A 19,083-nucleotide genomic window follows, 5' to 3' on the forward strand; every position below is an offset into this window, starting at 1 on the left:
AAGCTGGTCGCCGACCTGGCACGCCCCACCGCCGACGTCGCCCGGGTCGTCGCCGCCGTCTCCGCGGGCGACCTCACCCAGACGATGGACGTACGCCACGGCAGCCGCGCCCTCAAGGGCGACCCGCTGTTGGTCGCCAAGAGCGTGAACGGCCTGGTCGCTCAGCTCGCCACGATCACCGAGGAGATCGCCAGGGTCACCCGCGAGGTCGGCACCGAGGGCAAGCTCGGTGGCCGCGCCCGGGTGCGGAACGCCTCCGGCACCTGGCGCGACCTCGTCGACGCGGTCAACACGATGTCCTCGCGGCTGACCGCCCAGGTCCGCGACATCGCCGAGGTCACCACCGCCGTCGCCAACGGCGACCTGTCCCGCACCGTCACCATCGAGGTCTCCGGCGAGATGGCGCAGCTCAAGGACACCGTCGACCGGATGGTCGGCCAGCTGTCCTCGTTCGCCGCCGAGGTCACCCGTGTCGCCCGCGAGGTCGGCACCGAGGGCCGTCTCGGCGGCCAGGCCGACGTGCGCGGCGTCTCCGGCACCTGGCGCGACCTGACCGACTCGGTCAACACGATGGCCTCCAACCTGACGTCCCAGGTCCGCGGGATCTCCTCGGTCGCCAAGGCCGTCGCCCGCGGCGACCTGTCGCAGCAGATCACGGTCACCGCGCGCGGTGAGGTCGCCGAGCTCGCCGAGACGCTCAACTCGATGACCGCCACCCTGCAGACCTTCGCCGACGAGGTCACCCGCGTCGCCCGCGAGGTCGGCACCGAGGGCATCCTCGGCGGCCAGGCCGAGGTTCCCGGCGTCGCCGGCCGGTGGAAGGACCTCACCGACTCGGTGAACTCGATGGCGTCCAACCTGACCAACCAGGTCCGCGACATCGCCCAGGTCACGACCGCGGTGGCCGGCGGCGACCTGTCCCAGAAGATCACCGTCGACGTACGCGGCGAGCTCGCCGAGCTCAAGACCACCGTCAACACCATGGTCGACCAGCTCNGCCTCGTCCGTGCTCATCGGCTCACGCTGAGCGACCGCCGCGGCCTCGACGGCTCGCTCGACGAGCTGGCGGTTGGCGTCGACCGGGACACCCTTGGCGAGGGTGAGTACGTCCTCCATCCCGACCCGCAGGTGCCCGCCCATGGCCAGCGAGGTGAGCATGACCGGGAGGGTCGAGCGGCCGATGCCGGTCGCCGACCACGAGGTCACCTCGTCCGGAAGCGCGGCGACGCCGGCGACCAGCGCGGCAGAGGTGCCGGGCATGCCACCGGGCACGCCCATGACGAAGTCGACGTGGACCTTGCCGCCGGCGGGCAGGCCGTACTTCCCCAGCAGCCGCTGCAGCGCGGCGACGTGGCCCAGGTCGAAGAGCTCGAACTCCGGCACCACGCCGCGCTCCTGGGTGAGTTGGTAGAGCTCGGCGATGAACGGCCACGGGTTGGAGAAGACGTCGTCGCCGAAGTTGGTCGTGCCCATCGTCAGCGAGCACGAGTCCGGCCCGGCGTCGAGCACCTTCAGCCGCTTGTCCAGCGGGTCGTGGACCGAGCCGCCGGTGGAGAGCTGCACGATCAGCTCGGTCTTCTCGTGGAGCGCGTCGACCGTCTCGGTGAGTCGCCCCAGGTCGAGCGTCGGCGCGTGCTCGTCGTCGCGGATGTGGACGTGGATCATCCGCGCCCCCGCCTCCTCGCACTCGACGGCCGTCGCCACCAGCTCCTCCAGCGTCGTCGGCAGCTGCGGGCAGTCTTCCTTCGCGGTCTCCGCGCCGGTCGGGGCAACGGTCACAAGCAGTCCAGTCATCCGGACAATCTAGCGCCATTCAACCGATTGGCCGCAATATCTCCACCCGATGAGGGCACAACGACACGGGAGCCCCGGTGTCAGCCAGTGACACCGGGGCTCCCACGTCAGGGATCGTCAGCCGATCGGGATCGTCACCTCGGCGACGTTGCCGACCGCGGCGTGGACCTTCTTGTCCACAGGCTCGGCCTTCGGCGCGAGCGTACGCAGCGTCCACTCGCCGTCGCCGGCGAAGAACCGGAAGTGACCGGTGGCCGAGGTGGGCACCTCGGCGGTGAACTCGCCGGTGCGGTCGAGCAGTCGGACGTAGGCACCGTGGACCGGCTCGCCGCCGCGGGTCACCTGACCCTGGATGACTGCTTCCTTGGCGACATCGACGCCGGCGAGCGAGAGCCCGCCCTCAGTTGCTCCGCACATGCTCAGGCCTCCCCGGGCTCGTCGCCGAGGGCCACGGGCACGCCGACGAGCGAGCCGTACTCGGTCCACGAGCCGTCGTAGTTCTTCACGTTCTGGTGACCGAGCAGCTCCTTGAGCACGAACCAGGTGTGCGAGGAGCGCTCACCGATCCGGCACAGGGCGATGGTGTCCTTGCTGTCATCGAGGCCGGCCTCGCCGTAGATCTCGCGCAGCTCGTCGTCGGACCGGAAGGTGCCGTCGTCGTTGGCCGCCTTGCTCCACGGCACGTTGATCGAGGTCGGCACGTGGCCGGCGCGCTGGGCCTGCTCCTGCGGCAGGTGCGCCGGGGCGAGCAGCCGGCCGGCGTACTCGTCGGGCGACCGCACGTCGACCAGGTTCTTGACGCCGATGGCCTCGACGGTCTCATCGCGGAAGGCGCGGATCGAGAGGTCCTGGTCCTTGGCGGTGTAGCTGGCCGGCTCACGGGTGACCGTCTCGTCGGTCAGCTCACGGGAGTCGAGCTCCCACTTCTTGCGGCCGCCGTCGAGGAGCTTGACGTCCTGGTGGCCGTAGAGCTTGAAGTACCAGAAGGCGTACGCGGCGAACCAGTTGTTGTTGCCGCCATAGAGCACAACGGTGTCGTCGTTGGAGACGCCACGCTCGGAGAGCAGTGCGGAGAACTGGTCCTTGCTGACGAAGTCGCGGCGCACCTGGTCCTGCAGGTCGGTGGTCCAGTCGAGCTTGATCGCGCCCTTGATGTGGCCCTTGTCGTAGGCGGTGGTGTCTTCGTCGACCTCGATCAGCACCACCTTGGGGTCATCGAGGTGCTCCTCCACCCACTGGGCGGAGACGAGGGAGTTCTCGCGGGTCATCTAGGTACCTTTCGTTGGTGTTTCTTGCGTTCAGGGGATCAGGCGAAGCGCCTGATCAGCAGGTAGAGCTCGCAGCCGAGGCAGAACCGGAAGACGGCGTTGAGCACGGCCGCCACCAGCGCGAGGCCGAGGGCGATCTGCGCCACGAGCGTGGCGCCGAGGAGGTAGCCCAGGAGCGCGACCAGGAGGAAGGCGAGGCCGACCCCCTGGGCGAACCGGGGCGGGGCCGGGTCCTCGAGCTCGTCCGGGGCGCCGAGGCGGGGACGTACGAACTTCTTGAAGAGCCAGGCATGCGGGGTCCGCTGAACGCCGAGACCTGCCCCGATCGCGAAGAGCACGGTCTGGATGACCGTGACCACCAGAGCCCACGGCTGCGGGAGCAGCAGAGCCAGGATGATCACGACAACGGTCAGCGCCGCAGTGAACTGCGGGCCACGGGGGTCGATTCCGGTCTGTGTCGCCGTCTGGCCTGAGGTCTCGGACATAGGTGTGCTCCTGCGAGAGTGGAGGGGAGGTCGTCAGGACGAGCCTGACAGGCGAAAGCGATCCCCGGGGTCGACCAGGTCGACAAATCTCAGGGAATCAGCGGCAGGAACGACACAGCGCCGAGCGCACGCGGCAGTGATCCACTGCGCGGCGCTTGGTCAGCATGGTCGAGAACATGCGATGACAGTAGCGCGATGCTCGACGGCCACGAAACGAATGTCTCGCCATATGGACGAGCGTGTCAGGATTCGAGATTCACGGCAGGAATCGCACTCAGGACCTGCTCCTTGCGCGGAGCGCCCGAGGCACGTGCGATCTCATTGCCGGAGCCGTCGATCACCAGGGTCGTCGGCGTACGCAGGATGTCGAGGCGGCGCACCAGGTCGAGGTGGTGCTCGGCGTCGATCTCGACATGCACCACGCCCGGGACGATCTCGGCGACCTCACCCAGGATCCGCCGGGTCGCCCGGCAGGGCGCGCAGAAGGCACTGGAGAACTGCACCAGGGTCGCGCGCGCACCGAGCTCGGCCTCACCCAGTGCGTCTGTGACCGCGTCCCACGCGTGCGGCTCGGGCGGGTGATCCTCGTGGGTCACGTGGAGCTCCTTCGTGCCTCGGAAGCGGCCGTCGGTGAGCAGCCGGGACAGGCCGAAGCCGAGGGCGACGACTATCGCGATGACGGCGATCCAGGCTCCGGTGCTCATGGAACTATTGAACCGGTAACCCGCCCGACTCATTCCCTCGGTGCACGCCGAAGCCTCTCGTTGGCCGCCTCCAGGCGGCGTACGTCCTCCTCCAGAGCGAGCACGCGGGCGATGCCGGCGAGGTTGAGGCCGTCGGCGAGAAGGTCGCGGATGCGGACCAGACGCTCGACGTCGGCGCGGGAGTAGAGCCGGGTGCCACCCGAGGTCCGCGCAGGATCCACCAGCCCCCGCCGCTCGTAGACGCGGAGGTTCTGGATCTGCATGTCGGCCATCTCTGCGGCCACCGAGATGGCGTAGACAGCCCTGGTTCGCTCCGTCACGCGATCAATTCTGACACGTGGGGTTGAAATCATCTAGCGCATGGGATATATGAAAGGTGTATCCGTTGATATAGATCCCGTGAGGAGGGAAACCATGCTGATCCGAAGCACCGATCCGTTCCGCGAGTTCGATCGCATCACCCAGCAGCTCCTGGGCGGCGGCACCACCAACCGACCGGCCGTGATGCCCATGGATGCCTGGCGCGAGGGCGACCGGTTCGTCATCGAGTTCGACCTTCCCGGCGTCAGCCCGGACACGATCGACCTGGATGTCGAGCGCAACGTGCTCACCGTCAAGGCCGAGCGGGTCGCCAGGAACGGCGACTGGCAGATGCTCGCCAACGAGCGCGTCCGCGGCAGCTTCAGCCGTCAGCTCGTGCTCGGCGACAACCTCGACCTCGACCACATCGAGGCTGCGTACGACGCCGGCGTGCTGCGCCTGGTCGTGCCGGTCGCCGAGAAGGCCAAGCCGCGCAAGATCCAGATCGCCACGAGCGCCAAGCCGGAGCCCGCCGCGATCGAATCCTGAGGGAAGGTCCTGCCCGCCCCGGCAGGCCCTTACGCAGGTGAGTCGCCGGGTGCGGGGCTCCAGCCTCTGTCGAAACCAGCCTCTGTGGAACTAGCCGCCGGCGAACGGCGGCAGGAACTCGACCGTCGACCCCGGCGGGACCTCGATCCCGCCGGGGTCGCCCGTACCCGCCGGACGGTCGCCGATGAGCGCCGAGCAGACCTTCAGGACCTCAGGGAGGCGGGTGTCGGCATGCAGCGCCGCGGCGCGGCGTACGACTTCTGCCAGTGTCAACGGGCCGTCGACCTCGAACCGGTCGGACGGAGTCCCGGCCGCTGACTTCGCCGCGGCCCAGTAGCGGACCTCTATAACATTCGTCACTTTCTCGTGGACAACCTTCCTATGTCACCGTGAGGTTTCGTTAATATGGTGCAACGATCACCTCACCGAGGCTCAATGTTGCGTTTCGGTGCTCCTCTTTCTCTGACCGAGAGGCACCCCCAATGAGCTCGCTTCTGTTGCTGACCAGTTCGCTCCAGCCTTCGGCAGATGTCCTTCCCGGGCTTTCGCTCCTCGGCCATCAGGTGAAGATCCTTCCTGCTGAAGGTAGCGCGCTTCTCGAGGCGCCGGACTCCGACCTGCTGCTCGTAGACGGCCGGCAGGACCTCGCCCAGGCCCGTGACCTGTGTCGTCTGATCCGCACAACCGGCACCGACATCCCCGTTCTGCTGATCGCCACCGAGGGTGGCCTCGCCGTCGTCGCCCACGACTGGGGCATGGACGACGTCGTGCTGCACACCTGCGGTCCGGCGGAGCTCGAGGCCCGGATCAAGCTCGCGATCGGCCGCATCTCGGCGGCCCGCGAGGCCTCCGACCCCGAAGCCCACGTCATCCGCTCCGGCGAGGTCGTCGTCGACGACGCCACCTATACCGCCAAGATCGGCGGCCGCCCGCTCGACCTGACCTTCAAGGAGTTCGAGCTCCTGAAGTTCCTCGCCCAGCACCCGGGCCGCGTCTTCTCCCGCCAGCAGCTGCTGCAGGAGGTGTGGGGCTACGACTACTTCGGCGGCACCCGCACCGTCGACGTCCACGTACGTCGTCTGCGCGCCAAGCTCGGCCCGGAGAACGAGACCCTCATCGGCACCGTCCGCAACGTCGGCTACCGCTTCGTGCTGCCGTCGAAGAACAACGAGGCCGCCGCCGACGGCGCCCGGCTGACCCCGTCACCTCGCCTGGGGGCCGACGCCTAGGCTGCTCCTATGGCACTCACCGTCGATCAGGTCCTGGCCATCGCGAAGGCGACCGAGGCGTACGACGGCGTGGCGCCGCTCGATGAGGCGACCCTCCTGACGCTGCGTAACCGTCCTGAGGACGCCGCGATCTGGGGTGACGTACGCGGCTTCGGGCTGATGATCGGCACCGAGCTGTCGCTGGTGGTGCTGACCCAGCATCGCGGTGTCGGCCTGGGTCGCCAGCTGCTGCTCCGGGCGCCGTCACTGACGCCCGGGACGACGGCGTGGTCCCACGGGGACAACCCCGCCGCCGCCCGGCTGGCCGCGACACAGGGGTGGGAGCGCACCCGTGAGCTATGGGTGATGCGGCGCCCGGTCTCCGGTCTTCCGCCGGCTCCGGAGACCCCGGACGGCATCCTCGTACGCGGCTTCGAGCCCGGCGACGAGGCCGAGCTGCTTCGGGTCAACGCCGCCGCGTTCGCGCACCATCCCGAGCAGGGATCGCTGGACGAGGCCGGTCTGCGGGAGCGGATGGCGGAGTCGTGGTTCGACCCGTCCGGGCTGGTCACCGCGTGGGAGGGCGACAAGCTCCTGGCGTTCCACTGGACCAAGCGCCACAGCGAGACCAAGGGCGAGGTCTACGTCGTCGGTGTCGATCCAGCCGCTCAGGGCCGCGGCCTCGGCAAGCTGGTCACCCTCCTCGGGCTGAACCATCTGGCTGCTGTCGGCGTCGAGCGGATCCATCTCTATGTCGAGGGCGACAACACCCCGGCCGTACGTCTCTACGAGGGCCTCGGTTTCACCCGTGCCGCGGCGGACACGCACGTCCAGTACACCCGCGGCTAGTCTCTGGTCGCGTGACGCTGACCGATTCCCATCTCACCAAGTCTCAGAGTGACCGGGCCGTCGGGGCCATCGTCGGGACCGCTGTCGCGGACGCGCTCGGGGCTCACTACGAGTTCGACCGCCCTCGGCTCGGCGCGGACGAGAAGGCGCAGATGCTCGGCGGCGGGCTCGGCCCGTTCGCGCCCGGGGAGTGGACCGACGACACGACGATGTCGTGGTGCATCCTCGACGCCGCTGCGGGCGGTCTCGACCTGCGTACCGAGGAGGGGCTGACCGCGGTCGCCCGCAACTTCCGGACGTGGGCGGAGTCGGAGCCGAAGGACATCGGCAACCAGACCGCGCGGGTGCTCGACAACGCAGGTCCCGCGCCGACCGCCGCGCAGCTGCAACAGGTCTCTGAGAAGCTGCACGCGACGACCGGCCACACGGGAGGCAACGGCTCCCTGATGCGGACCGCTCCGGTCCCGCTCCGCTATCTCGGCGACCGCCCGGCAGTCGCCGAGGCAGCCGCCGCGGTGAGCGCCCTGACCCACTGGGACGAGCACGCCCGGTCCGGTTGCGTCCTGTGGTCCCTGGCGATCGAGCACGCGGTGATGCACGGCGAGCTCGACGTACGCTCCGGCCTCTCCCTCCTCTCCCCCGCCGAAGCCACCTTCTGGACCGAGAAGCTCGACGAGGCCGAGGCCGCGCCGCCGGCGACCTTCAGCCCCAACGGCTGGGTCGTCTCCGCGCTGCAGGCCGCCTGGTCCTCGATCGCCCAGACCCCGGTACCCGAACCCGACCCGGCGAGCCACTACGTCGACGCGCTCAACACCGCCATCCGGATCGGCAACGACACCGACACCGTCGCCGCCATTGCCGGTGGCCTCCTCGGTGCCCGCTGGGGCGCTACCGCCATCCCGGCGGAGTGGCGCGCCCTCAGCCACGGCTACCCCGGCATCCCCGGCGACTTCCTCGCCAGGCTCGCCCTCGACACCGTGGCCGCCGGCCGGCGCTGATCGGTGGCGCTGACCGACAGCAAGGTCGTCGGCGCCGCTCAGACAGAGATGTCGGTGCTCACGCCTACCGTCGCCATATGAAGCTCACCGCCCGGGCTGCCGCCGAGACGATCTCAGCCGCTCACAACATCGGCCTGCGAGATGCGGCGCGGGTGCTGACGGCCGGACTCGCTGGGCCGGCGACCAGGCAAGGGAGTGCGCTTCTCTATGACGAACAGCGGCTCGACGAGCTCCTCGAGCGCCCTGAATGCCCGGTCTCAGAGCTCGACCGGTGGCGCCCGTTGGTCGTCCGAGTCGACGTCGATCTACCTCGCACGCCTCAGCAGCTTGGATCCACCGGCCGGCATGCGACACCCCTTGATCGGCGTCGTCGCCGACTGGGTGGCTGTTGGCGCCGAGATCACCGGATACGACGAGGGCCGCTTCCGCCTCGAGCCGCCAGGGCCCTGGTTCGACTCGTTCCTGGATACCTGGCTGCCACTCCCGCCGAGGCGGCGCTGGGTCCTTTGGGGCGCGCCCGCGAGCGAGATCCAGGCCGGTGGCCGGCCTGAACGTACGGCATCTCAGGCGGCCTACAGGACCTCGCGCGACTGGCTGAGCGGCGATCTACCCGTCCGCTCGAACGGACGGTTCTGACCGACCCCAGGCAAGGTTGACCCGCTCAGCGCAAGGGGCGGATGTGGAGGCCGATCTCGGGGTCGACGAGGACCTCCTGAGCTACCGGCATCCCGTCCACGACGAGCTGCGCATCCACGGGTACGTTGCGCTTGACCAGCCCCAACGCGATCGGGCCGAGCTCGTGGTGGCGAGCCGACGAGCCGACGAAGCCGACCGTCTTCTCACCGAAGACCAGCTCCGAACCAGCAGCGGGCAGCCGGTTCTCCGAGCCGTCGAGGTGGAGCAGCACCAAGCGCCGCGGCGGGCGGCCGAGCGTGTGGACGCGAGCGACCGTCTCCTGGCCGCGGTAGCAGCCCTTGTCGAGATGGACCGCGTACTCCGGGCCGACGGTCTCCTCCGAACCCGGCACCCAGCCGACCTCGTTGGGGATCGTGCGCGCGTCGGTGTCCACGCCGAACCGCGGCTCACCGCGCTCGATCCGAAGAGCCTCGAACGCCCAGAACCCGCAGGCAGGGCCCGCGGCAGCGGCGTACGTCTCCAACGACTCGCGCGGGACGAACGAGTAGCCCTGCGCGGGACGCCAGACCGAAGCCTGCGACGCGTCAGACGTGACCGTCACATCTGACCAGAACTTCATCCGCTCCAGATAGGCGACCAGAGCCTCGCCGGCACCGGGCTCGGTCCACGCCAGGAAGGAGGAGCCGTCGTCGACGCCGGAGAAGAAGTGCTCGACATGTCCCTGCGGGGACAGGATCAGGGCCGAGGTCCAGACCCCGGGCGCCAGTCCCTCGAAGGCCTGCGAGGTCAGCGAGTGCAGCCAGGTCAGCCGGTCGGGACCGGCGATCCGTAGGACGTCACGGTGGGAGAGGTCGACGAATCCCTCACCGGAGGCCAACGTCCGCTGCTCCAGGTTGAACGATCCGTAGTGCGCGGCGACGGGTGCGTCGGCACCGTCACCGGCGACAGCACCGGGCAGGGACAGAAGCGGGCTGGCAGTCATCATGCTGTGCTCCTACTAGGGCTCGGAAGAACAGTCGACGCACGCCCCGAAGACCGTCAGATGAGCGACATCTACCTCGAAGGCGTACTCCTGGCGCAGCCGCTCGCAGATACCGTCGGCCACTGAAGGGTCAACACTGGTCACCTTCTGACACTTCCTGCAAACTGCATGAAAATGTGGCCTCCCCGAGACCGAGTGGTAGGTCGACGCCCGCTCGCCCAGGTGGGCGTGCCGAACCAGCCCCAGCTCCTCGAGCACCTCGAGGTTGCGGTAGACGGTGGAGAGGTTGATCGCCGAGGACGACTCACGTACCACCGCGAGCACCTCCTCCGGGGTGGCGTGCCGCAGCCGCTCGACGGCGCCGAGGACCAGCTCGCGCTGGGGCGTGAGTCGATAGCCCTTCGCCCGAAGGGCCTCGCGCCAGTCCTCAGCGGCCTCGGTCATCGCGACTACTTGACCCGCTTGAGCCGCGCCCACAGGTGCGGCTGCAGCGCCTGACCCATCGCGGCCATGTCGTACGCATAGAGAAGATCGCCCTCGACGTTGCCGTAGAGGCGTTTGCCGGCGGTGTACTCCTTCGCGGTCTCCGTGCGGGCGACCGCGTCGGTGGTGAGTTCGAGCTTCCCGCCCGCGGCCTTGCCGTACCACACCTCGACGACGCCGGTGCTGTGCGTCATCACCCACTCGACCTCGCCTTCGGGACGGAAGCGGAGGAAGCCGGTCTCCAGCGCCGCGTCGCGCACCTTGTCCCCCGTCTCGGGGTCGATGACCCACGAGCGCGCGAAGTAGTGGAAGAACGGCCGCCCGTCGTGGGTGAAGATCAGCTCCTGCCCGAACTCGAACTTGTCGATCGTCGGATAGTCACCGTGCCCGTTGCCCTGCCAGGTGCCGAGCATCCACGCACAGGGACCGGCATCGGGGTGAAGGTTCTCCGGAAGTTCGAAAGCCACACGCCGAGTTTAGGCCGTACGTCGGCTTCGACCCGAAACGCAAGCGCTAGTGTGCTCGGCATGCAAGAACTCGTGGTGAAGGTGACCGTGGGTGCCGAGGCGCCCGAGCGTACGAACCAGGCCTTCACGGTCGCCTCCGCGGCCGCGACCGCCGGCGCGAAGGTGTCCCTCTGGCTCACCGGTGAGGCGACCTGGTTCGCGGTGCCCGGGAAAGCGGAGGAGTTCACGCTGGAGAACGCGGCGCCGCTGCAGGAGCTGATCGGGCTGGTCATCGAGTCCGGCCAGGTGACCGTTTGCAGCCAGTGCGCCTCGCGCCGCGACCTGTCCGAGGACGACCTCATCGACGGCGTCTCCATCAAGGGCGCGGTCGTGTTCGCCGAGGAGATCCTGCGCGACGGCGTTCAGGCACTCGTCTACTGAGACTCCTTACCAGAACTACAGCAATGTAGTTCCAGGTAGCAGGCGTGTTAATCCTCTCGGAGACTCCACACACCGCCTACTTCGCCGTTAGCATTCACCCTCGTGAGCACGCAGACCCCCAGTGGCAAGTGGTGGAGCCGTGATTCGGCCGCCCAGCCGGGTGACGACGAGGACCTGACGGCGCGTGCTGCGGAGTTGGCCCGCGCCGCTGCCGCAGCCGAGTCACTTCGCATCGCAGCCGAGCAGGCGGCAGCCGAGCAGGCGGCCGAGCGGCTGGTTGCCGAGGAGGCTGCCGCCGAACACGCCACCGCCCGTGGGAAGGCCGACGAGACCGCCAAGCTCCACGCCCAGCTGGCCGCCGACGCCCACCAGGCGCGTGAGGTCGCGGAGAAGGCAGCCGAGAAGTATGCCCTCGCCAGGGTCGAGGCCGAGAAGCTCGCCGACACCCGGGCCAAGGAGCGCGCCGAGGCCGAGGAGGCCGCGGTCGCGAGGGGCAAGGAGCTGGAGGCGGCCGAGCGCCGCCTGCTCGAGGCGGCCCGTGTCGCCGAGGAGCAGGCCAGCGCACGCACCGAGGCCGAGGAGTCCGCCCGCGCCAGAGCCGAGGAGGCCGCCGCCGCGGCCACTTCCGCCGCTGAGGCTCACACCAAGGCGGCCGAGCACGCCGAGCTGGCCCAGGCCGCCTACGCCGCGCGCAGCGTCGCGGAGGCAGCCGCCGAGGATCGCCTCGAGGAGATGGACGAGCTTCGCGACGCGCTGGCGGCAGCCGAGAAGGCCGCCCGCAAGGCCGCGGACGAGGCCCGCGCCGCCTATGAGGCACGCAGCGAGGCCGAGGCCGCCGCCGAGGCCGCTTACACCGCCCGCGCCGCGGCCGACACCCGATCCGAGGAGCTCGCGCGGATGCGCGAGGAGGCCGACGCGGCCGCAGCCGGCCGGGCCGACGAGGCGCTGGCCGCGTTCACCGCGCGCCAGGCCGCCGAGCAGGCCGCCAACGACCGGGCGACCGAGGCCGAGAAGGCAGCCGCTGCGCGCATCACGGCCGAGGAGTCCGCGGTCGCGATGGCGACCCAGGCCGAGCTTGCCGAGCAGGCCCGCAAGGAGGCCGAGGCTGCGGCCGAGGCCGCCTATGCCGCCGCTGAGGCGGCCGCGACCGCCCGCGCCGAGGCCGAGGAAGCGGCGAAGGAGGCCTTCGAGGAGCGCAAGGCCGCCGACGCCAATGCCGAGGACCACGCGATGACCCGGGCCGCGGCCGAGGCCACCGCGGCCGACCAGTACGCCGTGGCAGCTGAGGCGCTTGCCGCGCGCACCGAGGCGGAGGAGGCCGCGCTGCGCGCCTTCAAGGCCGCCGATGCCGCCAACGACGCCCGTCTCGAGGCCGAGAAGAGCGCGAAGCAGTACGCCGAGTTCGCCGCTGCCGCCGCGCACGAGGCCAACGAGAACGAGGAGCGCTACCGGCAGCTCACCGAGCTCGCCTCCCAGGCCGAGCAGGCGGCCGAGTCCGCCAACCTCGCCCGGATGGCGGCCGACCAGCGCGCCTCCGAGCATGCCGATCTCGCGGTGCAGGCCCTGGAGGGCCGGCGCGCCGCCGAGCGCGCCGCGACCGAGGCCAACGAGGGTCGTCGCGCTGCGGAGTCCGCGCTGCGCACCGCCCACGAGTCGATGACCGAGCTCATCACCGGACAGGCTCGCGAGCGTGAAGAGGCCGAGCGCCGGATGACGGAGATGATGAACCGTCTCGCCGACGTCCAGCAGCAGGCCGCCGACGCCGTACGCCTTCGGGCCGAGGCCGAGGAGGTCGCCGGCCAGAAGGCGATCGACCGTCAGGCCGTCGAGGCCTCGATCCTGCACAACACCCAGCTGGTCGAGCAGGCCATCGTGGACCGGCAGATCGCCGAGCGCCGCAGCGCCCAGCTCGCCAAGCAGCTCGCCGACCTGCGCGAGGCCGTCATGCTCGCGGTCAAGGGTGGCAGCACCAACAAGCGTGCGATGCAGGCCCTCGAGCTCACCCTCGCCGCGACCCCGTCGCCGCCCGAGGCGCAGTTCCCGATCCCGGACGCTCCTGACGAGCCGCTCGTGGTCGAGCCCCTCGAGCCGGTCGAGCCCGTGAAGGCCACCGCTCCCGCGCCGGTCGACTCACCGGCAGCGCCGCCGGCCGGTCCTCCGACCGCGCCCGTGACGCTGCCCGAGCGGCAGACCGGCAAGAAGGAGGCCAACAAGTCGCAGTCCGAGGGCTCGCCCGCGCAGCCGGCGGACCTGCCCGACACCCCGAGCGACTCCCTCCCCCAGCGCTCGAGCGGCTGGCTGGCGGCGGTCAAGCTCGCCGAGTCCGGCAAGTTCCCCGGAGCCAAGATCCCCGGCGCTGGCAGCTCCGTGCCCGAGGCCGCCGCGGCTGCCGACGACGCGCCTGCCGACGAGTCGGAGGGCGAGCCGGTCGGCACCAAGAGGCTCACCGTCCGCACCTTCAGGCCCGAGGACGGCTCGCTCATGACCGAGAGCACCGTCACGGTCACCGAGGAGGGTGTGCTCGACGTACGCAAGGACGAGCAGACCCACACCTACGACCTCTACGACACCCACACCGACATCACCATCAAGGGTGAGCCGGCCGCCGACGAGTGGGTCGTCGAGTTCAACACCGACGAGGCGGGTGCGGTCCAGGTCGACAAGTCGATGGTCGACCCCGAAGCGTTCCAGCGGGAGGTTCTCCGCTGGCGCCCCGACATGGCTGGCTGAGCGGCTTGCTGGGATACCCGGTTAACCGGGTATCCCTGCACTTCTCAGGCGTTGCAACGCCTGAGAAGTGCAGGAAACACCTGAGAAGTCAGAGGTTGTCGCGCAGGACCTGCGCGATCTCGAGCACAGCGGCGCGTGAGGTACGCCCGGCGCCGACCACGTTCAGGAACCCGTGGATCTGGTCGGCGAAGCGCCGGTGCACAACCTTCACCCCGGCCTCGTCGAGCTTGGCGGCGTACGCCTCGCCCTCATCACGCAGCGGGTCGAAGCCCGCAGTCGCGACGTACGCCGGGGCGATCCCGGTAGCCGGGATCTCCGCGTACAGCGGGGCGTGGCGCGGGTCGCGGCGGTCGATGCCCTCGGGCAGGTAGTTGTCGGTGGCGGCGGCGATGAAGTCGGCGGTCAGGTAGAAGCCCTCGCTGAGGTCCTCGCGGCTACGGGTGTTCGCCTCCGACTGGGTCACCGGGTAGATGAGCAGCTGGAACGCGCAGTCCTCACCGACGGCGAGCGCGACCCCGGCGGCCAGGTTGCCGCCAGCCGAGTCACCGCCGACACCGATCCGAGCCGGGTCCGCACCGAGCTCGGCCGCATGCTCGACCGCCCACCGGAACGCCGCCACCGAGTCGTCGTACGCCGCCGGGAACGGTGACTCCGGCGCAAGGCGGTAGTCCATCGAGAGCACCTTGACGCCCGACTCGCTGGCCAGCAGCCGGCAGGGAGCGTCGTGGCTGTCGAGGTCACCGAAGATGAAGCCGCCGCCGTGCAGGAAGACCAGCAGCGGCGCATTGCCCGAGGCGCCCTCCGGGACGTAGAGCCGCGCCTTGAGCCCCGCGGCCCAGAGCTCGCGCACCGACCCGATCTCCTGACGACCGCCTCCGAGCTGCGACTGCCGCAGCAGCGCCACCCGCCCCTTCGGGATCGGCAGTGTCGACGGGTCCGGCTCCCCCGACACCTTCATCAGCGCGAGCATGATCTGCGTGTCCACCGCGAGCGCCTGCCCGTCGTACGTCACCGGCTTGCCGACGAGCCGCCGCTGCAGCGGCGCCGGGAGGTTCAGCGCCGCCGTGAACGCGGGTCGCTTCACCGGCACCAGCAACGGATCGATCAGGGACGAGACGCGAGCAAGAATCGACATGTGCCCAAAGTACCGGTTATCAGGGACATCGTGTAACAGGTAGTTCACCTGGCGACCGGGCCAAAGGTCAGAGTTCGGATCACGTCTCCCCCAAAGACACGCAGGTGAGTCACACTGGCCTCATGAGTCTCGACCCGCAGGCCCCCACCCGCTCGGCCGAGGACACCGTGAGCCTCACCGCGGTTCCTGACCAGCCGTTCGACGTCGAGCCCGAATACATCCCGGACCACGAGGCGCTGGCCGAGGTCGAGAAGTACGAGGACAGATTCCTCGACCGGGAGCTGTCCTGGCTGCGGTTCAACGAGCGGGTGCTGGAGCTGGCGGAGGACGAGACGCTGCCGCTGCTGGAGCGCGTACGTTTCCTAGCGATCTTCACCTCCAACCTGGACGAGTTCTTCATGGTCCGGGTGGCTGGCCTGAAGCGGCGGATCGCGGCGGGGGTGGCGGTCAAGGCCGCTTCCGGCCTGATGCCGCGTGAGGTCCTCGAGGTGATCTGGCGTACGACCCGGGAGCTCTCCGAGCGGCATGCCGAGGTGTTCCGCGGCAAGATCAAGCCGGCGCTGCTCGAGGAGGGCATCCAGCTGCTGCACTGGGAGGACCTCACCCCCGAGGAGGTCAAGGCCTGCAAGAAGCTGTTCAAGGAGCGGGTCTACCCGGTGCTGACGCCGCTCGCGGTGGATCCGGCCCACCCGTTCCCCTACATCTCCGGCCTCTCGCTCAACCTCGCCGTCCGGCTGAGGGACCCGAAGACCAAGAAGAAGCACTTCGCCCGGGTGAAGGTCCCGCCGATCTTCAGCCGCTTCGTGCCGCTGGGCAACGACCGCTTCGTACCGCTCGAGGAGGTCATGAGTGAGCGTCTGTCCAAGCTGTTCCCGGGCATGGAGATCCTCGAGGTGCACACCTTCCGGGTCACTCGCAACGAGGATCTCGAGGTCGAGGAGGACGACACCGAGAACCTCCTCACCGCGCTGGAGAAGGAGCTGCTCAGGCGGCGTTTCGGCCCTCCCGTACGCCTCGAGGTGCAGGAGTCGATGACCGACTCGACGCTCGACCTGCTGGTCTCCGAGCTCGGCATCTCCGACAAGGAGGTCTTCCGGCTGCCCGGTCCGCTCGACCTGCGCGGGCTGCACGGCATCGCCGACATCGACCGCGAGCAGCTGAAGTATCCGGCCTTCGTGCCGAGCACCCACCCGGCGCTAGCGCCGGTCGAGAGCGCCGCGCCGGTCGACGTCTTCAAGGCGGCCCGCCGTGGTGACGTACTCCTGCAGCATCCCTACGACTCGTTCGCGACCAGCGTGCAGCGCTTCATCGAGCAGGCCGCGGCCGACCCGCGGGTGCTGGCGATCAAGCAGACCCTCTACCGCACCTCCGGCGACTCCCCCATCATCGACGCCCTGATCGACGCCGCCGAGGCGGGCAAGCAGGTGCTGGTGCTGGTCGAGATCAAGGCCCGCTTCGACGAGGTGGCCAACATCCGCTGGGCGCGCAAGCTCGAGCAGGCCGGCTGCCACGTGGTCTACGGGCTGGTCGGCCTGAAGACCCACTGCAAGCTGGCGATGGTGGTCCGCGAGGAGCCCGACGGCACGATCCGTCGCTACACCCACATCGGCACCGGCAACTACAACCCGAAGACCTCCAGGCTCTACGAGGACATGGGGCTGATCACCACCAACGAGGGCATCGGCGAGGACGTCGCCCACCTGTTCAACAACCTGTCCGGGTGGAGCCGGGAGGCGACGTACGAGCAGCTTCTGGTGGCCCCCGGCAACGTGCGCAACGGCCTGATCGAGCAGATCCACGCCGAGGTCGCCCACCATCTGGCGGGGCGGCCGGCGAGGATCCGGCTCAAGGCCAACTCGGTGGTGGACGAGGCCATCATCGACGCGCTCTACCTGGCCTCCCAGGCAGGCGTGCCCGTGCAGCTGCTGGTGCGTGGCATCTGCGCGCTCCGTCCGGGCGTGGAGGGACTGAGCGAGACCATCGAGGTGCGCTCGATCCTGGGCCGGTTCCTGGAGCATTCGCGGATCTTCTGGTTCGAGAACGGCACCGCCGACGACGGGGACGGCCCGAGCGCCTGGATCGGCTCGGCCGACATGATGCACCGCAACCTCGACCGACGGGTGGAGGCCCTCGTACGTCTCCCCACCCCCGAGCTCGTGGCCGAGGTCGGCGCACTGTTCGATCTTGCATTCGAACCGACCACGGATGCCTGGCTCCTCGGGCCCGACGGGACCTGGACCCGAAACCACGCTCCCAACCATCTCCAGGCGATGTTGATCACACGACAGCGCCAGCGCAGGCGCGCCGCGGCGGGCTGAACACGCCCCTGGCTTTCGTCGTGTCAAGCGGACTCGCCTAACATGAGCCCGCAGGTCTGCCTCATCCAGCCAGGAGCCCCCCGTGCGTTTCCGAATCCGCCCGGTCGACACGTCGTTCTACGACCTGTTCACCGAGTCCGCCAACCACCTCGTCGGTGGTGTCTCGCTGCTCGCCGAGATGCTCAGCGACACAGCCGATCGCGAGGACGTCGCGCGACGGATGCGCGACGCGGAGCACGCCGCCGACGAGACCACCCACGAGATCGTCAAGAAGGTCAACTCGACCTTCGTCACGCCGTTCGACCGCGAGGACATCTACGCCCTCGGCTCCGGTCTCGACGACGTGATGGACTCGATGGACGAGGTCGTCGACCAGATCTTCGTCTACGGCGTCAACATCCTGCCCCCGGAGCTCTCCGACCAGGTCACCGTGCTCCAGCGGTGCGCCGAGCTGACCGCGGCGGCGATGCCCAAGCTGCGCTCGATGAAGGAGCTCTCCGAGTACTGGATCGAGATCAACCGTCTCGAGAACCAGGGCGACAAGAACCACCGTCGCATCCTCGCCAAGCTATTTTCCGGTGAGTACGACGCGATGGAGGTCCTCAAGCTGAAGGACATCGTCGAGTCCCTCGAGGACGCGATCGACGGCTTCGAGAAGGTCGCGAACACCGTCGAGCAGATCGCCGTCAAGGAATCCTGACACCGTGGAACTTGCCATCGTCATCGCGGTGGTCGTCGTCGCCCTGGTCTTCGACTACACCAACGGCTTCCACGACGCCGCCAACGCCATCGCAACCTCCGTCTCCACGCGCGCGCTCACGCCGCGCATCGCCCTCCTGCTCGCGGCGGTGATGAACTTCGTCGGTGCGTTCCTGGGCCAGAAGGTCGCCCACACCGTCTCCGACACGATCACGCCACCATCAGGGGCACATGGTCTGACCGTGGTGATGGCCGGCCTGCTCGGCGCGATCGCCTGGAACATGATCACCTGGTACTTCGGTCTTCCCTCGTCCTCGTCGCACGCGCTCATCGGTGGTCTGGCCGGTTCGGCGATCGCCGCCGGCGCGTTCGTCAACTGGATGACGGTGCTGGAGAAGGTCGTCATCCCGATGTTCATCTCGCCAGTGGTCGCCTTCGGCCTCGGGTTCGGCGTGATGCTCGCGATCATGTGGATCTTCCGCCGCGCCAACCAGCACAAGGCTCAGAAGGGCTTCCGGATCGCCCAGACGATCTCGGCCGCCGCGATGGCTCTCGGTCACGGCCTCCAGGACGCCCAGAAGACGATGGGCGTCATCTTCCTCGCCCTGGTCACCGGTGGCTTCCTCACGGCCGACGACGACCTCCCGTTCTGGGTGATCGCCGCAGCCGCGACCGCCATCTCCCTCGGCACCATGTCCGGCGGCTGGCGCATCATGCGCACCCTCGGCCGTCGCATCATCCACCTGGACCCGTCCCGCGGCTTCGCCGCCGAGTCGGTCGCCGCCTCGGTGCTCTACTCCACGGCGTACATCTGGGAGGCCCCGATCTCGACCACCCACACGATCACCTCGGCGATCATGGGTGTCGGCGCAACCAAGCGGTTCTCCGCGGTCCGCTAGGGTATCGCGAAGTCCATCGTCGCCGCGTGGGTATTCACCTTCCCGGCAGCCGGCACCGCCGCAGCCCTGGTCTACCTGCTCTGCCACTTCGTCTTCCAGCTGCCCTGATCCTGGCCGACGAGAACCGCCCTGCACCGTGTCGGTGCAGGGCGGTTTCGC

The 19,083-nt window shown here is 69.2% G+C and carries 19 protein-coding genes and 3 pseudogenes; 11 read left to right on the plus strand and 11 right to left on the minus strand.

The window, feature by feature from the left end; genetic code table 11:
* Positions 1-84: 84 nt before the first annotated feature.
* Positions 85-984, plus strand: a pseudogene (locus ACFX43_RS08120) (HAMP domain-containing protein); the annotation flags it as partial.
* 72 nt (positions 985-1,056) lie between these two features.
* Here ACFX43_RS08120 and ACFX43_RS08125 read toward each other — a convergent pair.
* The 6 genes and pseudogenes from ACFX43_RS08125 to ACFX43_RS08150 all read right to left on the minus strand — a co-directional run.
* Positions 1,057-1,794 (minus strand): annotated as a pseudogene (locus ACFX43_RS08125) (3-keto-5-aminohexanoate cleavage protein); the annotation flags it as partial.
* A 117-nt stretch (positions 1,795-1,911) separates the two neighbouring features.
* Positions 1,912-2,211 (minus strand): DUF1416 domain-containing protein, encoded by a 300-nt coding sequence (locus tag ACFX43_RS08130; protein ID WP_045549621.1) that lies wholly within the window; start codon positions 2,209-2,211, stop codon positions 1,912-1,914.
* Between the two features lie 2 nt (positions 2,212-2,213).
* A complete protein-coding gene (locus ACFX43_RS08135) occupies positions 2,214-3,062 on the minus strand; it encodes a sulfurtransferase (RefSeq protein WP_378819245.1) in 849 nt (282 codons plus the stop codon).
* A 38-nt stretch (positions 3,063-3,100) separates the two neighbouring features.
* Positions 3,101-3,547, minus strand: coding sequence for a DUF4395 domain-containing protein (locus tag ACFX43_RS08140; RefSeq protein ID WP_378819248.1), 447 nt, complete (start codon positions 3,545-3,547; stop codon positions 3,101-3,103).
* A gap of 242 nt (positions 3,548-3,789) precedes the next feature.
* Positions 3,790-4,251, minus strand: coding sequence for a thioredoxin family protein (locus tag ACFX43_RS08145; protein ID WP_378819251.1), 462 nt, complete (start codon positions 4,249-4,251; stop codon positions 3,790-3,792).
* Between the two features lie 29 nt (positions 4,252-4,280).
* Positions 4,281-4,571, minus strand: coding sequence for a MerR family transcriptional regulator (locus tag ACFX43_RS08150; RefSeq protein WP_378819254.1), 291 nt, complete (start codon positions 4,569-4,571; stop codon positions 4,281-4,283).
* 94 nt (positions 4,572-4,665) lie between these two features.
* On the opposite strand from ACFX43_RS08150, the gene ACFX43_RS08155 reads away from it, so the two are divergent.
* On the plus strand, positions 4,666-5,100 hold the full coding sequence (locus ACFX43_RS08155; RefSeq protein ID WP_378819257.1) for an Hsp20/alpha crystallin family protein: 435 nt from the start codon (positions 4,666-4,668) through the stop codon (positions 5,098-5,100).
* 90 nt (positions 5,101-5,190) lie between these two features.
* Here ACFX43_RS08155 and ACFX43_RS08160 read toward each other — a convergent pair whose 3' ends face one another.
* The gene (locus ACFX43_RS08160) at positions 5,191-5,460 is read right to left on the minus strand and encodes a MoaD/ThiS family protein (protein ID WP_378819259.1); all 270 of its coding nucleotides are present in this window, start codon (positions 5,458-5,460) and stop codon (positions 5,191-5,193) included.
* 122 nt (positions 5,461-5,582) lie between these two features.
* Between ACFX43_RS08160 and ACFX43_RS08165 the strand changes: the two genes are divergently transcribed.
* The 4 genes from ACFX43_RS08165 to ACFX43_RS08180 all read left to right on the plus strand — a co-directional run bounded on the left by ACFX43_RS08165 (position 5,583) and on the right by ACFX43_RS08180 (position 8,791).
* Positions 5,583-6,329 (plus strand): response regulator transcription factor, encoded by a 747-nt coding sequence (locus ACFX43_RS08165; protein WP_160026765.1) that lies wholly within the window; start codon positions 5,583-5,585, stop codon positions 6,327-6,329.
* A gap of 9 nt (positions 6,330-6,338) precedes the next feature.
* Entirely contained in the window at positions 6,339-7,157 is an 819-nt protein-coding gene (gene mshD, locus ACFX43_RS08170) for a mycothiol synthase (protein ID WP_378819262.1), read from the plus strand.
* A gap of 11 nt (positions 7,158-7,168) precedes the next feature.
* Positions 7,169-8,155, plus strand: a complete 987-nt coding sequence (locus tag ACFX43_RS08175) for an ADP-ribosylglycohydrolase family protein (RefSeq protein ID WP_378819265.1) — start codon at positions 7,169-7,171, stop codon at positions 8,153-8,155.
* A 345-nt stretch (positions 8,156-8,500) separates the two neighbouring features.
* The gene (locus tag ACFX43_RS08180) at positions 8,501-8,791 is read left to right on the plus strand and encodes a hypothetical protein (protein ID WP_378819268.1); all 291 of its coding nucleotides are present in this window, start codon (positions 8,501-8,503) and stop codon (positions 8,789-8,791) included.
* Positions 8,792-8,816: 25 nt separating this feature from the next.
* Here the strand turns inward: ACFX43_RS08180 and ACFX43_RS08185 are convergent, their stop codons facing one another.
* From ACFX43_RS08185 to ACFX43_RS08195, 3 genes are read right to left on the minus strand one after another with little or no spacing between them, the layout of a single operon-like run.
* Positions 8,817-9,776 (minus strand): YgfZ/GcvT domain-containing protein, encoded by a 960-nt coding sequence (locus tag ACFX43_RS08185; RefSeq protein ID WP_378819271.1) that lies wholly within the window; start codon positions 9,774-9,776, stop codon positions 8,817-8,819.
* Positions 9,777-9,788: 12 nt separating this feature from the next.
* On the minus strand, positions 9,789-10,217 hold the full coding sequence (locus tag ACFX43_RS08190) for a Fur family transcriptional regulator (RefSeq protein WP_378819274.1): 429 nt from the start codon (positions 10,215-10,217) through the stop codon (positions 9,789-9,791).
* Positions 10,218-10,222: 5 nt separating this feature from the next.
* Positions 10,223-10,723, minus strand: a complete 501-nt coding sequence (locus ACFX43_RS08195) for an FABP family protein (RefSeq protein ID WP_378819277.1) — start codon at positions 10,721-10,723, stop codon at positions 10,223-10,225.
* Positions 10,724-10,783: 60 nt separating this feature from the next.
* Between ACFX43_RS08195 and ACFX43_RS08200 the strand changes: the two genes are divergently transcribed.
* The gene (locus tag ACFX43_RS08200) at positions 10,784-11,143 is read left to right on the plus strand and encodes a DsrE family protein (RefSeq protein WP_378819279.1); all 360 of its coding nucleotides are present in this window, start codon (positions 10,784-10,786) and stop codon (positions 11,141-11,143) included.
* Positions 11,144-11,245: 102 nt separating this feature from the next.
* Entirely contained in the window at positions 11,246-13,873 is a 2,628-nt protein-coding gene (locus tag ACFX43_RS08205; RefSeq protein ID WP_378819282.1) for a hypothetical protein, read from the plus strand.
* An 88-nt stretch (positions 13,874-13,961) separates the two neighbouring features.
* Here the strand turns inward: ACFX43_RS08205 and ACFX43_RS08210 are convergent, their stop codons facing one another.
* A complete protein-coding gene (locus ACFX43_RS08210; protein WP_378819285.1) occupies positions 13,962-15,008 on the minus strand; it encodes an alpha/beta hydrolase in 1,047 nt (348 codons plus the stop codon).
* Between the two features lie 122 nt (positions 15,009-15,130).
* Between ACFX43_RS08210 and ACFX43_RS08215 the strand changes: the two genes are divergently transcribed.
* The 3 genes and pseudogenes from ACFX43_RS08215 to ACFX43_RS08225 all read left to right on the plus strand — a co-directional run bounded on the left by ACFX43_RS08215 (position 15,131) and on the right by ACFX43_RS08225 (position 19,032).
* The gene (locus ACFX43_RS08215) at positions 15,131-17,326 is read left to right on the plus strand and encodes an RNA degradosome polyphosphate kinase (RefSeq protein WP_378819288.1); all 2,196 of its coding nucleotides are present in this window, start codon (positions 15,131-15,133) and stop codon (positions 17,324-17,326) included.
* 82 nt (positions 17,327-17,408) lie between these two features.
* Positions 17,409-18,026, plus strand: coding sequence for a DUF47 family protein (locus tag ACFX43_RS08220; protein ID WP_350842069.1), 618 nt, complete (start codon positions 17,409-17,411; stop codon positions 18,024-18,026).
* 4 nt (positions 18,027-18,030) lie between these two features.
* Positions 18,031-19,032 (plus strand): annotated as a pseudogene (locus tag ACFX43_RS08225) (anion permease).
* The last annotated feature ends 51 nt before the right edge of the window (positions 19,033-19,083 follow it).

The organism is Nocardioides sp. YIM B13467 (assembly GCF_042788075.1).
Taxonomy (GTDB): Bacteria; Actinomycetota; Actinomycetes; order Propionibacteriales; family Nocardioidaceae; genus Nocardioides.

Coding starts and splice junctions, on each gene's coding strand:
- ACFX43_RS08180 (WP_378819268.1), top strand. CDS start 8,501: ATGCGACACCCCTTGATCGGCGTCGTCGCCGACTGGGTGGCTGTTGGC.
- ACFX43_RS08215 (WP_378819288.1), top strand. CDS start 15,131: ATGAGTCTCGACCCGCAGGCCCCCACCCGCTCGGCCGAGGACACCGTG.
- ACFX43_RS08145 (WP_378819251.1), bottom strand. CDS start 4,251: ATGAGCACCGGAGCCTGGATCGCCGTCATCGCGATAGTCGTCGCCCTC.
- ACFX43_RS08210 (WP_378819285.1), bottom strand. CDS start 15,008: ATGTCGATTCTTGCTCGCGTCTCGTCCCTGATCGATCCGTTGCTGGTG.
- ACFX43_RS08185 (WP_378819271.1), bottom strand. CDS start 9,776: ATGATGACTGCCAGCCCGCTTCTGTCCCTGCCCGGTGCTGTCGCCGGT.
- ACFX43_RS08190 (WP_378819274.1), bottom strand. CDS start 10,217: ATGACCGAGGCCGCTGAGGACTGGCGCGAGGCCCTTCGGGCGAAGGGC.
- ACFX43_RS08140 (WP_378819248.1), bottom strand. CDS start 3,547: ATGTCCGAGACCTCAGGCCAGACGGCGACACAGACCGGAATCGACCCC.
- ACFX43_RS08165 (WP_160026765.1), top strand. CDS start 5,583: ATGAGCTCGCTTCTGTTGCTGACCAGTTCGCTCCAGCCTTCGGCAGAT.
- ACFX43_RS08155 (WP_378819257.1), top strand. CDS start 4,666: ATGCTGATCCGAAGCACCGATCCGTTCCGCGAGTTCGATCGCATCACC.
- ACFX43_RS08135 (WP_378819245.1), bottom strand. CDS start 3,062: ATGACCCGCGAGAACTCCCTCGTCTCCGCCCAGTGGGTGGAGGAGCAC.
- ACFX43_RS08130 (WP_045549621.1), bottom strand. CDS start 2,211: ATGTGCGGAGCAACTGAGGGCGGGCTCTCGCTCGCCGGCGTCGATGTC.
- ACFX43_RS08200 (WP_378819279.1), top strand. CDS start 10,784: ATGCAAGAACTCGTGGTGAAGGTGACCGTGGGTGCCGAGGCGCCCGAG.
- mshD (WP_378819262.1), top strand. CDS start 6,339: ATGGCACTCACCGTCGATCAGGTCCTGGCCATCGCGAAGGCGACCGAG.